This window comes from Bifidobacterium aesculapii (assembly GCF_001417815.1).
GTDB classification, from domain to species: Bacteria; Actinomycetota; Actinomycetes; order Actinomycetales; family Bifidobacteriaceae; genus Bifidobacterium; species Bifidobacterium aesculapii.
On sequence record NZ_BCFK01000049.1, the window covers coordinates 1 to 13,961 of the forward strand.

Genomic DNA, 13,961 nt, shown 5'->3' on the forward strand with positions numbered 1-13,961 from the left:
AAGGAACCAACCAACCACAAGAGGAAGGAACCCCAGGCGCCGAGCGGCAACAGACGACTAACCTACACCAACCCACACACCAACGCAAACCGGCACGACAAAACACGCCGCAAACCATTGGAAACACGGCGCTCCACCGGCGTGTCGCAAACACAGCACCAAAACCACACCTACAACCAGCCTACAAACACACACCACACCCCCAACCCCACCATCTCCCATACCAAGACACCACACCACAACCAACCACAACAATTCACCCACCAGCAACCCAAACAACCAAAACCACCAACAACCAATCCACACCCACAACATGGCCACCAACCCACGGCCACCTACCCCCCCATGGTGCGGTAACACAAAACCACCACAACCCCGGAATTCCAACAATCCCAACCCACGCGGAACACCACACTCACCGCACCATGGGAAATAACACCACGGGCCCCTCTCGGCAAGTGTGTGCTGCCCGGAACCAGACCACCCATCCCCCAAGAAAGCATGCGCGTGTTCCGAAATACGGCACCCGCATGTGGAATGGAGGGAGACGGAAAGCGCGTACACGTCTACACTGGTGTGCAATCCCCCATCGATGCATTTGAGAGGAAGGCGCATGGCGGGTCTGTTTCATGCTGTCTCGAAACAGCGAAACCCCTTGGGAACAATCGTGCGGATGCACGGCACAGGCCGATACACATTCGGTTTGGCGTTGAGCGCAGGCCTTGCCGGCCTTCTATACGGGTACGACACCGTGTCCATTTCCGGAGCCATCGAATTCCTGCGCACCATATACCGGTTGAGCACCGTCATGGAGGGGCTCGTCATCTCCTCGATCATGCTCGGCGCGATTCTCGGCGCGGCCTGCGCCGGCTTCCTTTCGGATCGTTTCGGCCGCCGTCGCATCCTCATCGCGGGCGGATGGTTCTTCTGCGTATCCGCCATATGGAGCGCCTTCACACTCACCCCGTACGACCTGATCGCCGCCCGCATCGTCGGAGGTTTCGGCATCGGTCTCACCGCGGCCCTGGCGGTCACCTACATCGCCGAATCCGCGCCGACCAACATCCGCGGCACGCTCACGTTCTCCTACCAGATGCTCGCCGTGTGCGGCCTCTTCCTGACGAACGTCATCAACTACATCATCGCATCCTACGGTTCGCCGGCATGGGATCTCGCCATCGGATGGCGTTGGATGCTGGGCCTTGGGGCCATTCCCGCACTCGCCTTCCTCTTCGCCATGTGGCGCGCACCCGAAAGCCCGCGGTTCCTCATCCAGCAGGACCGCACCGAAGATGGCTTCCAAGTATTGGAGCACATCCTCGGCACGGAGGAAGCGCGCGTACGCACCGACGACATCCAGGCCTCTGTGCAGTTGGAACGCGAGATGTCGAGCGAGTTCACCGACCTGTTCCGGCCGGGCCTCAAGAAGGCGCTGTTCATCGGCGCGTTCCTCGCCATCTTCAATCAGGCGGTCGGCATCAACGCCATCTCCTATTTTGGTCCGGTCATGTTCTCCCGTCTCGGATTCGGCGGGGACACCGAATTCATGGCCGCGGCGTGCGTGGGCGGTTTCGAGCTCGTATTCACCGTCATCGGCATGTATCTGATCGACACGGTCGGGCGCAAGCAGCTCATGGCCGTCGGCGCAGGCCTCATGGCGGTCTTCGCGATGTGCATCGCCGTCTCCTACCTCGTCGGCATGCCGCTGCTCACACTGGTGTCCATCATGCTGTTCGCCGCCGCGTTCGCGTTCTCCATGGGTCCGATTCCGTGGGTGGTCATTCCCGAACTGTTCCCCACGTTCCTGCGCGGACCCGCCACCGGATTGTGCGTCACCTGCCTGTTCGCAGCGAACTGGGCCATCGCGCAATTCACGCCCATGCTGATCGACGGACTCGGCGGAGGCATCACATTCCTGATCTTCGGGCTGTTGGACATCATCTGTCTCTTCGGCATCATCACCCTGGTGCCGGAGACGATGGGACGCACGCTTGAGGAGATCGAACACCTGTGGCAGCCGAAAACGCCGCTCGCCGCGGCAAAATACGCGTTGAGCTCCGCGGATGCGAACATCCGTCACGCGGAGGCGACCATCGTGCGCGTCGAGAACGAGCGTCTGCAGGCGATGGGCATCATGGAGGCGGCGGAGCGTGCCCGTGTCGCCGCGCAGAAGCAGGTGTTCGCCATCCAAGCCAAGGAACGCGCGCAGGCGGAGCGTCTGTCGGCGGAACGTGCCGCGGAGGAGGCGCGCAAGGCCGCGCACACGGTCGTGTCCGTCCCTATGCCGCCGTCCGCCGCGTCGTCCACACAGCCCACCGCAGATGATCTCACCACGCGCGCCACTCGGGATTTCACCGGAAACGACATCGACGACGATACGCTCATGTCCGATCCGATTCCCTTCTCCTCCGGTTCGGCCGAATATGATGCGATCACGGCGACCGAACGCGCACACCGCATCGCAGCCGATCTCATGGCCGGTACGGCCACCGCCGCGGAGGTCGGGCACGACGACGTACGGCATATCACCGTGGAGTCGAATCCACGCAACGACAACGCGGTTTCGGAGGATTTCAGCGTGAACCTGCCGAAGCGTGCATCCACGGCGACGGATGCCCAACCCGCGTCAGTCGCGACACCCACGACACCCGAGACCGAGCCACCGGCATCGTCCATGCCGCCCGCTGCAATCCCTGTGCCATCTGCGATCGACATCCCGAACGGCCCGGACCACGGGCAAGTGCCAATGCCCGCCGCACCGGTCACCCGGAACGGTACCGCAGCGGCGCGCGCACCACGGAACATCGACGCCGACGCCATGGCGGCGGTCGATACCATCATGGATCGGACGCGCCGCATGTCCCCGCGCGTGCTCGCGCCGACGGCGAGCATGCCGGATCCGGTCGAGACCGCACGCGAACACGCGGAGGCGATGGCGCTTCAGCGCGCCGAAGACATACGCGAGGCGAAGGCCATCGACGACGCGCTCGACACGTTGGACTCGTTCATCAAGGGATGATATTCCCGAGCAAGAGGTACTTCCACGAAGCATTCCCACGGACGCTCCCGTAACCGCCCGTCCCGGCGAGCGGCCGCCCCGGCCGTCCAGAATATGCCGATGCCCGGCAACCGCGATCAACACGGTTGCCGGGCATCGGCATATCGGCGTGCGGGCGGTCAACGCCCGTCACCGCGCTAGAACGTGACCACCTCGTCCGCGATGCGCATCGCGGATTCACGGTGCGAGACGAGCACGACGGCACGCCCCTGCGCCCGGTCACGGATCGAACGCAGAATCACCGCCTCGTTGAGCGCGTCGAGACGGCTCGTCGGCTCGTCGAACAGCAGCAGATTCGCGTCACGCAGGAACACGCGCGCCAATCCGATGCGCTGGCGTTCGCCTTCGGACAGGCGGTCGCCGAGCTCACCCACAGGCGTGTCGAGCCCCTTGGGAAGGGAGTCGATGAGATCAAGCACGCTCGCCTTTGCCAATGCGTCACGCAGACGCGCCTCCAGCGCCCGGCCTGCATCCGCCGCATCGGCCGTAACGTCGGCCGCGTCGCCGGCGGTTCCGGAAACACGCTCCGCACTCTCAGGCAGGGCGAGCAGCAGGTTGTCGCGGATCGTCCCGTCGAACAGGTGCGTCTCCTGACCCATCAGCGCTTGCACGCGGCGACGATGGTGCGCGTCCACGTCGGGCAGCGGCACGCCGGACATGCTCACCGAACCGTGCTGCGGATCCCAGTAGCGCATGAGCAGGGCGAGCGTCGTGGACTTGCCGCGGCCGGACGGACCCTGCACGCCGAGAATGCCCTCGGCCGGAACGTCGAACGTCACGTCGTCGAGCACGGCGCGCTTGCGGCCCGGATAGGAGAACGTCACGTCGCGCAGACCCATGCCGGCATATGCGGGCGTCTTCACGCCGGTCTCCTCGACCACGGGCGTCTCGTCCATGAGCGCGAACAGGCGACGCGCGGAGGCGAACGTCTGGGTGAGGTTCGCGGGCAGCGCGCTCAACGCGAGCGTCGGCCCGAACGCGCTGGCGAACAGCGTGAACGCGACCGTCAACGCGGGGATATGCGCCGGCGCCGCCGCGCCGAGCACCACGGCCAGCACCGCCGCAGCAGTGGTGAGCGCGAGCACGAGCAGTCCGCCGATCGCGCCGAACCACCCGTTCACGCGGCTCAGACGCGCATGCTCGCGCCACAGACGCTCGGTGCGCTCGACGATCGCCGAGGCGCGCTCCTCACCGCAGCCGAAGCGGATGATCTCGTCCAGACCTCGCATGTCGTCGAGCATCACGTCGTCAAGGGAGGACGCCTGGCGACGGATCTTCGGGCCGAGGTCACGCACGCCGGTCGCGAAGAAACGCGGCACGAGCACGCCGATGACGAGATGGGCGACGATGAGCGCGAGCGCCATCCACGGGTCGAGCGTGACCAGCGCGATCGCGTAGACGACGGTGGTGGTCACGGCGATGACGACGGGGCTGATCGTGTGCGCGAAGAAGATCTCCAGCAGTTCCACGTCGGTGGTGACGAGCGCGATGAGATCGCCTTTGCCGTGGCCGGACAGCTTCGCCGGCGCGAGGCGGCGCAGCGCGGCGAACGCCTTGGAACGGAACAGGGCGAGCAGATGGAAGGCGACGTTGTGGTTGAGATACTGTTCGACGTACCGCATCACGCCGCGCAGCAGGGCGCAGACGACCATCGCGGTGACGGCGGCCGGCGTCGACATGCCCCACACCGGGTGCCCTGCAACCGCGAACACGGCGATCATCGCGAAGACAGGGAGGAACGTGGCCGCGATATGCCCGATGCTGCCGGCCACGGAGGCGGCGGCCATGAGCCGTGCGAGCGGACGCGCCTCGCCGAGGAGACGGGAGACGGTGCGGCCGGTGGACATCGTGTGCTCAGGCGATGCCGTTTCCTGCATCGAGGAGTCGTCGGACCGGCTCGAAGCGGAATCGAAAGCCGCCGCGATCGGCACGGCGCCGTCCACGGCATGCCCGATCGCGATCGTCCGGCGCGTGCCGGACGCGTCGCCCAGATCCTCGATGGCGGCCTGCGTGCGGAACAGTTCCGCGTACCGGCCTTCCTCGGCGAGGAGCGCGGCATGCGTGCCCTGCTGCGGGACGTTGCCGTGGTCGAAGACCACGATATGGCCGGCATGCTCTGCGTTGGCCATGCGGTGGGTGATCATGACGACCGTGCGGCCCTGCACCGAAGCGAGGTCGCGAATCGTCTCCAGGATGAGCCGTTCGCTCTCCACGTCGACGCTGCTAGTCGCCTCGTCGAACACGTATACCGCGGAATCATGCAGCAGTGCGCGGGCGATGGCGAGACGCTGTCGCTGGCCGCCGGACAGGTTCGCGGCGTCCTGCGCGATGGGCATGTCGAGCCCCTGTGGCTGTTCGCGCACGAAGTCCGCGATGCGCGCATGGTCGAGCGCCGCCCACAGCATCGTGTCGGTATCGGCGTCATGTGCGGCGCCATCGGCATGACGCGGCAACGCCATCATCAGGTTGTCGCGCAACGTGCCGGCGAACAGGTGGCTGTGCGCACCGATCACCGTGACCGTGCGCGCGAGGTCGTCGCCGTCGAGCGACGCGACCTGCGCGCCGGCGACGGAGAGCGAGCCGGAGTAGCCGGAGAGCGAGCCGGAGAGCAGCGCCGCTGCCGTGGACTTGCCGGAACCGGACACGCCGACGATCGCGGTGAGCGCGCCCGCAGGCGCGTCGAACGTGACGTCGGCGAGCGCCGTGGTGCCGTCGGCGTACGTGTAGCCGACATGGTCGAACGTGACGTCGAGTCCGCGCGCGTCGGCGGGGACGTGGAGACGCTCGTCGCCGTGTTCGGGTTCGGGGGCGTCGAGCAGTGCGAAGATGCGTTTCGTGGACGTCATGCCGTTCATGGCGACGTGGAAGAAGGAGCCGAGCTGGCGCAGCGGGATGAAGAAGTCCGCGGACAGCAGCACGATGAACAGCAGCGCCGCCGCGGACAGGCCGGACGCGCCGCCGGCGTACTGCCAGAGCGCGACGCCGATGCCGGCCGCGGTGCCGCCGTAGGCGACCACGTCCATGGCGGTCAGGGAGCGCAATTGGATCTGCAGGACGCGCATGGTCATCACACGGAAGTTCTCCGCTTTCTCGTCAAGGTCGCGGGCGGCGCGCTCGTCGGCGTCGAACGCTTTGAGCGTCTCCAGCCCTTGGAGGTCGTCGAGGAACGCGGCGCCCATGTCCGTGTACTGGCCCCAGTATTTCTTGAACGTGCGTGCGGCGCTCATCGCGACCATGCCGACCACGATGATGATGAGCGGCGCGCACACGAGGAACGTGACCGCGGCGGGCAGGTTCAACGGCGCGACCACGGCGAACAGGGTGAGCGGCGCGAGCACCGCGTAGAACAGCTGCGGCAGGAACAGTTCGAAGAACGATTGGATTTGTTCGATGCCCTCGCCGGCGGATTGGACCACGTCGGCGGTCTTCACGCGTTGGGCGTAGGAGGGGCCGAGCGCGAGCATCTTGCGGTAGAGTCTCTCACGCAGCGCGAGCTTGACGCGTTCCGACGCCTCGGTGCCGAGGCGGGCGGAGATGACGGTCGCGACGTATCGTACGATCGCGGCGCCCGCGATAACTGCCGCGTGGAACATGGCGTCGCCGGGCAGCGGGGCCGCGGAGCCTTCACCGCCGGATGCGAGGAAGGCGAGCATGGGCGCGAGCAATGCGACCAGCGACGCGACGAACGCGATGTTGGCGGCGAGCCCGATCCACATGCAGGCGACCTTGCCGGCCATGAGGCGGCCGATGCCGGGCGACAGCTGGAAAAGCCGTTTGTCGAACATGAATCCCCTTTGTTGAACCTGGATTTGGCCTTGTCTGACGTATTGTCCGAACTCGTGTGGCCTGTTGCCTGACCTGAAACCACGACAGAACCTAGACAACCGTAACGGAAAACCGGAGTGAATGGAAGAGGCCGGTTATGCGCGGAGAAAAACGATGCGGCGTACCGACGATCCGCAGGCATGGTGCGCTCCGGAAGCATGGTGCGGTCCACGGGTGCCCATCCGCAGGCGTGGTGACCATCCACGGGCGTGGTGACAATCCACAAAAGAACGTGCGCCGATTGTGGCATGGCGCACAAACCATGGCAGGCTACGGGGCCGTAACCTGAGTGACGATACGGCCGGAACCGTCAACGCGACTGCGTCGACACCGGCTGCGGAAAGCTTTCACCAAGCCGTGCCATGCGCCCTGCGACGGGCGGCGGCGCGGCGCAACGTAAGGACACAACGCGCATGCGCACCGAATACACGACACCGGGCTCATCCGTCGAGCTGCGGGACGACCAGACCATCTACTCCCTGCTCACCGACCGTCTCGCACGCACCGGCGAGGAAACGGTCATCGCCGAGAAGAAGCTCGGCCCCGGCCACTGGCTCAACGTCACCACCGGCGAATTCCACCGCATGGCATTGTCCGCGGCGCGCGGTCTCATCGCACTCGGCATCGCCAAAGGCGACGCGGTGACGATCTTCTCCTCCACCCGTCTCGAATGGGGCGTGCTCGACTTCGCGCTCGCGGCGATCGGTGCGGTGAGCGTGCCGATCTACGACACCGATTCCGCGTCCCAGGCCGAACGCATCATGAACGACGCCGACGTGAAGCTCGCCATCGCCGACGACCGCACACGCTTCGACCGTCTCGACTCGGTCAAGGACCACTGCCCGGCGTTGAAGCAGATCCTCATGATCGACGGCAACGCGCTCGGCGCACTGGAAGGACTCGGCGTGACCGTCTCCGACGAGGAGCTCGACGAGCGCATCTCCTCCGTGCACGTCGACGACCTCGCCACCATCGTGTACACGTCCGGTTCGACGGGTGCGCCGAAGGGCGTGGAGCTCACGCACCGCAATTTCGTGTCGATCACCGTGGCCGCGAGCGAGGCACTGCACGAGATGGTCCTCGACGACCATCCGCGGCTGCTGCTGTTCCTGCCGCTCGCCCACTGCTTCGCACGGTTCATCCAATACGCGTCGATCGCCTCCGACGACGGCGTGGTCGGCTACCTGCCCGACACGAAGTCGCTGCTGCCCGACCTGCGCTCGTTCGAACCCACCTACCTGCTGGGCGTGCCGCGCGTGTTCGAGAAGGTGTACAACGCGGCCTCGCACAAGGCCGGCGCCGGCTGGAAGGGCCGCCTGTTCGCGAAGGCGGCCCAGGCCGCGCGCGATTGGAGCCGCGAGGAGCAGGCCGGCGAGAAGCACACGCTCGCGGAAATCGCCGACCACGCGAAGTACGACGCGCTCGTCTACCGTACGGTGCGCGGCGCGTTGGGCCCGAAGATCAAGTACGTGGCGTGCGGCGGCGCGCCGTTGTCGCTCGACCTCGCGCACTTCTACAACGGCATCGGACTGCCGATGATCCAGGGCTACGGCATGACCGAGACCGCCGCGCCGTTCGCCGCGACGCGCGTGCATGACAATGTGATCGGCACGGTGGGCCAGCCCGCGCCCGGCTCGTCGGTGCGCATCGCGGACGACGGCGAACTACAGGTCAAGGGCCCGAACGTGTTCCGCGGCTACCACAACCTGCCGGAGAAGACGGCCGAGGCGTTCACCGCGGACGGCTGGCTGCGCACCGGCGACCTCGCGTCGATCGACGACGAGGGACGCATCACAATCACCGGACGCATCAAGGACATCATCATCACTGCCGGCGGCAAGAACGTCTCACCCATCCCGCTGGAGGAGGAGATCGCGAAATGCCCGATCGTGGAGCATGCGGTCGTGGTCGGTGACCAGCGGCCGTTCATCGGCGCACTCGTCACCCTCGACCCGGACGCGTTGGCCGTCTGGCTGCCCGCGCACGGACTGTCGTTGGACACGCCGATCGACCGTCTCGCCACGAACGCCGCCGTGCGCGATGAGATCCAGCAGTACGTGGACAAGGCGAACGCGACCGTCTCCCGCGCCGAATCGGTGCGCAAGTTCGTGGTGCTCGACACGCGCCTGACGCAGGAGAACAAGTGCCTGACGCCTTCGCTCAAGGTGGTGCGCCCCGCCGTGAACCGCGTCTTCGCGGATGTGATCGACCACGAGATCTACAACGGCAAGCGCTGATCCGGGATCTCTTCGGGGCTGGGTCGGACTGGTCGGGGTCGGACTGGACGGGATCGGACTGGCCGGGGTCGGACTGGTCGGGCCAGGCCGGTCGGGATCGGACTGGCCGGGATCAGGCCGGTCGTGCTGATATCGGCCATGTCGGGGCCGGCCGGGGGCCGATGACCTACCTTTTACCCGACATCACTGTACGTTTACACTGTACGTTTACACCGTTATCTCGGATTTACAGCATCAAACGGACGATTCCGCACCCCAAAACCGTCGGTTTGGCGCTGTAAATCGCGGATAACGGTGTATATGTCCCCGCGATTCTGATGGGGATAGTCCGTCTACAATGAATGCATGGTGGGGCATCACGCTGTGGAAATGCTCTTCGCCGAGGCGAAGAAAGAAAAGCGCTGCGCTATTCCGTCAACGGAAACGGAAGCCAAGGCGCTTCAACGTCGCGTGCGTTCGGGAAGCGTGGAGAGGCCATTCCGTGGTATGTATGCCGAGGCAACATATTGGCATGCCCTTACCAGATATGAGCAGCTTCGTCATGTTGTCCGCGCTTTGGCGAAGAAGCATCCCGATTGGGTTTTCTGTGGTCCGACCGCAGCCGTCATGCATTGCTTGGATTGCTCATATCGGCTGCTATTGCCGTTGCACATTCTGGGGAATCCCAACACTCATCATCGGAATACCCGGCAATTGAAGCGTCACGTCGTTTCATACCCCGAAACGACGGAAGTCGAAGGAGTAAAGGTCACGGGTCTGATGCGCACACTGTTCGACTGCGCCGAAACGCTGGATCTTCGTTATTCTCTTGCTCCGATTGATTCAGCATTGAGAGCCGGACACGTCAGTCGTGACAATCTGCTTGCCTACCCCTCGTCGGTGAAGTATTCCCGGCATCGTCAATCCGCGATTCGAGCGTTCGATCTTTCCGACGCACGCAGCGAGAACGGAGGAGAATCATCGGCGCGTGGCATGCTTCACGACATGGGATATCCTCCCGATGACATCCAGGTCGAATTCTCCTGCCTTGATCGGCCGAATCGCAGGCACCGAGTGGATTTCCTGTGGCGGAGGGAGGACGGCACTTTCGTCGCGTTGGAATTCGACGGCGTGCGCAAGTATGTCGACCCGAACATGACATCCGGTAAAGCGGTGCGTGAAGTGGTCGATGACGAGCGGCGTCGTCAACAGTGTCTGCAACGTCAGGGCGTCGCCATGGTGCGCATGTATGCCAGTGAGTTGGATAACCCGCAACGTGTCCTCGCGGATTTGGAGCATCTTGGCATACAGCGCACTCATTCGTAAATGCCCGAACATCATATCCTCTCACTCATCCATATGCTCTCCGGAACAAGAGCATTTCACGCCACTATCCGTGATTTGCAGCGTCAAACGGACGATTTTGGGGTGCTGAATCGTCGGTTTGACGCTGCAAATCCAAGATAACGGTGTAATCGTAGGGTGATTCGTATTATCGGGGACTGTCTCGGTAAGTGGATGCCGGCATGGGATGGCATAGACGACGTAAGATAAGCGGAGGACTGCACGTCAATCAAGGAGGATGAGTTGAGCGGCAAACGTGACGAAGAGGCCACGACGGTGATCCGGGGCAAGATCAACGACGTGACCGCCGGTCCGGAATCCCGCGGGACAAGCGCTCCGCATACGAATGGAGGTAACGGTACGGGCGGAGCGCCACGCAAAGGCGGCACGGCGCTGAGCCGTAAGGAACTTGCGCGACGGCTTTCCTCCTTGGAAATGCAGCTCGACTCCACTCAAGTCGATATCAAGGTGGACAGGGACAAAGCCATCGCCGTTCCGCTTGACCAGCTACCTGCCTTGGGCGTCGCGTTCGCATCACTGCCGGAAGCGATTCGCACGATGATCGGAACGGCGAGCCTGTCAGGCAACCTTTTCACCATCACCGATGCGCTCGGCAATCCGATCGATGCCGCGAATCTGATGAAATTCAACGACGGCACGGGGCTCCTGGCCTCGTTCCGCGACGCGGTCAACGGCTTCGGACAGGCCAGACTGCATGAGGCGGCGACGGGCGGCGGGGTCATGCCCTACGATCCGACGATGCTGTTCATGGCGGCGGCGATCATGCAGATCAACCACAAGCTCGACACCATCCAAGACACACAGCGGAAGATGTTCGAATACCTCAGGCAGAAGGACAAGGCCGAGCTGCGAGGCGACACGGAAACGCTTGCCGGCATCCTCAACGACTACCAATTCAATTGGAACAATGATATGTGGCGCAACAACAGCCACATGAAGGTGCTCGACATCAAACAGGAAATGGCGAAGGCGTCCATCCATCTCCGTGCGCAGATCACCGGCCTGCTGCAGGAAGGACAGTTCATCGAGAATCGTGATGCGGTCGGTAAGCGTTCGGACGACGTCGCCGATTTGATGAAGGAATATCGCCTCACCGTGTACAACCACGCGTTCGCCTCGTTCCTGGAACCGATGCTGAGCGAGAACTTCGACGCGGAGTATCTGAAGAAGACCGCTGAGGATATCGAGGACCGCAGACTGCAATACCTCCGTTTCTACACGGATGTCTACAACGAGATCGAGAATCGCTCGAATCATACGCCGGAGGCGGCGGTGCTTGGCAGCGTCGCCTTCCTCGGCAGGAAACTCGGTGAAGCCGTAGCGACGGTTCCGCTCATCGGCGACAAGACGCCGATTGACGAGGTACTGATCGGGGCCGGGGACAATGTCGAGCGGTTCAACGCCGACCGCACCGATGGCCTGTTGAAAAGCATGCGCGGCGCACGACTGCCACATACGAAGGAGTTCCGCCAAGGCGTGGAGATGCTGGACCGTCTGCACAACACGCCGATGGCGTTGGCCTGCGACGAGGACAACGTGTACCTGCTGCCGCAGTAGCGGCTGAGTATAAGTAGCTGAAAGCCGGGAGTTTTACACCGTTATCTCGGATTTACAGCGCCAAACGGACGATTCGGCACCCCAAAACCGTCGGTTTGGCGCTGTAAATCGCGGATAGTGGTGTAAATGCGCACAGGGCCCACTCCCTTCTGGGAGTGGGCCCTGCTGTTGTTACCGGTCAGACGGATGATCCGTCATCCGGCTTGCGGCTCAGTGACGGAGTCGCTGATGGGATGTGTGTGTCCGCAAGGCGTACCGAGGGAAGGCGTACGAAGGTACGTCGACCGAGGAACAACGCCGCGGACACTCCATCTCATCAGTGACGGTTGTCGAGACGGTGGACCATCTCGGACAGCTCCAGCTCCTTCTCGAACTGGCGGGCGGTGGTGTTCTCGTCGATGACGGCGAGTTCGACACCAGCGATGCGGGCGAAGTCCTCCCAGGCCTCACGACCGACGGAGGTGGTCATGCAGGTGTGGTGGGAGCCGCCGGCGGTGATCCAGCACTGGACGGCGGTCTTCAGATCCGGCTTGGCCTGCCAGACGGCGCGGGCGCACGGAAGCTCCTTGAGGGAGCCCTGCGGCTCGACGACGTCGACGACGTCCATGAGCAGGCGGAAGCGCTCGCGCACGTCGGACATGGAGACGACGACCGCGTCCTTCTTCGGGGCGCCGGAGAAGACGAGGCGGACCGGGTCGGCCTTGCCGCCGATGCCGAGCGGGTGAATCTCCAGCTTCGGCTTGGCGATGGTGCCGATGGACGGGGAGACCTCGAGCATGTGGGAGCCCATGTCGAGCTCGTCGCCTTCGGTGAAGTTGTAGGAGTAGTCCTCCATGAGGGAGGCACCACCCTCGAGGCCGTAGCCCATGACGGCGCCGATGCGCACGAGGACGGCGGTCTTCCAGTCGCCTTCGGCGGAGAAGCCCCAGCCGTACTCGGACGGGAAGCGCTGCGGGCCGACGCCCGGCAGCTGCGGGAGGGCGCCGAGGTCTTCGAAGTTGTCGACGCCGGCGGTGCAGCCGTTGGCGCGCATCATGTTGACCATCGCGGCCTCTTCCTTGGCGGCGATGAACAGGGAGTCGTACTTGGAGTCGAGCAGGGCCGGGTCGACTTCGTACTTGGCCTTGTAGTCCTCGATGATCTCCTTGACCTGGTCGTCCTTGACGGCCTCGTACGCGGCGACGAGCTCGTTGACGGCCCAGGTGTTGATGGAGGCGCCGAAGACGCGCTCGGCTTCGGTCTTGTCGCCTTCGGTGACGGCGACGTTGCGCATGTTGTCGCCCCAGCGCATAACCTTCATGTTGTTGGAGGCGTCCCAGCCGGCGCAGGCGCGGGCCCAAGTGCCGACCTTCTCGGCGACTTCCGGATCGGTGTAGTGGCCGACGACGATCTTGCGCTTGATGCCGAGGCGGGAGACGATGTAGCCGAACTCACGGTCGCCGTGGGCGGCCTGGTTCAGGTTCATGAAGTCCATGTCGATGGTCTCCCACGGAATCTCCTTGTGGTGCTGGGTGGCCAGCTGCAGCAGCGGCTTGGTCAGCACTTCAAGGCCGCGGATCCACATCTTGGCCGGGGAGAAGGTGTGGCACCAGGTGATGACGCCGATGACGTTCGGGTTGGCGGACGCCTCGACCATGAACTCCTTGACGCCGTCGGAGGACTTCAGGGTGGGCTTGAGGACGATCTTCGCCGGGATCTTGCCGGTATTGTTCAGGTAGTCGACCATTTCGGCGGAGTGGATGGCGACCTGACGCAGGGCCTCCTCACCGTACAGGTCCTGCGAGCCGACGCCGAACCAGATTTCCTTGCCCTCGAAGGGGTTCTCCATAACCATAGGATTACTTCCTTTACTTCGTTGTGATGGATGAATCACGTTCTGGCCCGCCCTCATGGACGGGCCAAAGTCTGTTGTTGTGTTGTCTAAGCCGAATCAGTGCTGG

Annotated in this window: 7 protein-coding genes; 5 read left to right on the plus strand and 2 right to left on the minus strand. The window is 63.9% G+C overall.

Features of this window, described 5'->3' with window-relative positions; translation table 11 throughout:
• Both BFAL_RS11610 and BFAL_RS06980 read left to right on the plus strand, forming a co-directional pair.
• The coding region (locus tag BFAL_RS11610) for a hypothetical protein (RefSeq protein ID WP_236691698.1) at window positions 1-357 on the plus strand (357 nt) is incomplete at its 5' end.
• A gap of 316 nt (window positions 358-673) precedes the next feature.
• Complete coding sequence (locus BFAL_RS06980) at window positions 674-3,019, plus strand: sugar porter family MFS transporter (protein ID WP_236691700.1); 2,346 nt, start codon at window positions 674-676, stop codon at window positions 3,017-3,019.
• A gap of 176 nt (window positions 3,020-3,195) precedes the next feature.
• On the opposite strand, the gene BFAL_RS06985 is transcribed toward BFAL_RS06980, so the two are convergent.
• Window positions 3,196-6,843 (minus strand): thiol reductant ABC exporter subunit CydD/CydC, encoded by a 3,648-nt coding sequence (locus BFAL_RS06985; RefSeq protein WP_055427695.1) that lies wholly within the window; start codon window positions 6,841-6,843, stop codon window positions 3,196-3,198.
• A gap of 453 nt (window positions 6,844-7,296) precedes the next feature.
• Between BFAL_RS06985 and BFAL_RS06990 the strand changes: the two genes are divergently transcribed.
• The 3 genes from BFAL_RS06990 to BFAL_RS07000 all read left to right on the plus strand — a co-directional run bounded on the left by BFAL_RS06990 (window position 7,297) and on the right by BFAL_RS07000 (window position 12,021).
• A complete protein-coding gene (locus tag BFAL_RS06990) occupies window positions 7,297-9,120 on the plus strand; it encodes an AMP-dependent synthetase/ligase (RefSeq protein WP_055427696.1) in 1,824 nt (607 codons plus the stop codon).
• A gap of 345 nt (window positions 9,121-9,465) precedes the next feature.
• Entirely contained in the window at window positions 9,466-10,425 is a 960-nt protein-coding gene (locus tag BFAL_RS10715; protein WP_236691699.1) for a CTP synthase, read from the plus strand.
• 261 nt (window positions 10,426-10,686) lie between these two features.
• Entirely contained in the window at window positions 10,687-12,021 is a 1,335-nt protein-coding gene (locus tag BFAL_RS07000; protein WP_152973580.1) for a hypothetical protein, read from the plus strand.
• Between the two features lie 316 nt (window positions 12,022-12,337).
• Here the strand turns inward: BFAL_RS07000 and araA are convergent, their stop codons facing one another.
• Window positions 12,338-13,855, minus strand: coding sequence for an L-arabinose isomerase (gene araA, locus BFAL_RS07005; protein WP_055427699.1), 1,518 nt, complete (start codon window positions 13,853-13,855; stop codon window positions 12,338-12,340).
• Between the last annotated feature and the right edge of the window lie 106 nt (window positions 13,856-13,961).

Excerpts from the sequence above, each read along its gene's own strand:
- BFAL_RS06985 (WP_055427695.1), bottom strand. The coding sequence starts at position 6,843 with ATGTTCGACAAACGGCTTTTCCAGCTGTCGCCCGGCATCGGCCGCCTC.
- BFAL_RS06980 (WP_236691700.1), top strand. The coding sequence starts at position 674 with ATGCACGGCACAGGCCGATACACATTCGGTTTGGCGTTGAGCGCAGGC.
- BFAL_RS10715 (WP_236691699.1), top strand. The coding sequence starts at position 9,466 with ATGGTGGGGCATCACGCTGTGGAAATGCTCTTCGCCGAGGCGAAGAAA.
- araA (WP_055427699.1), bottom strand. The coding sequence starts at position 13,855 with ATGGTTATGGAGAACCCCTTCGAGGGCAAGGAAATCTGGTTCGGCGTC.
- BFAL_RS06990 (WP_055427696.1), top strand. The coding sequence starts at position 7,297 with ATGCGCACCGAATACACGACACCGGGCTCATCCGTCGAGCTGCGGGAC.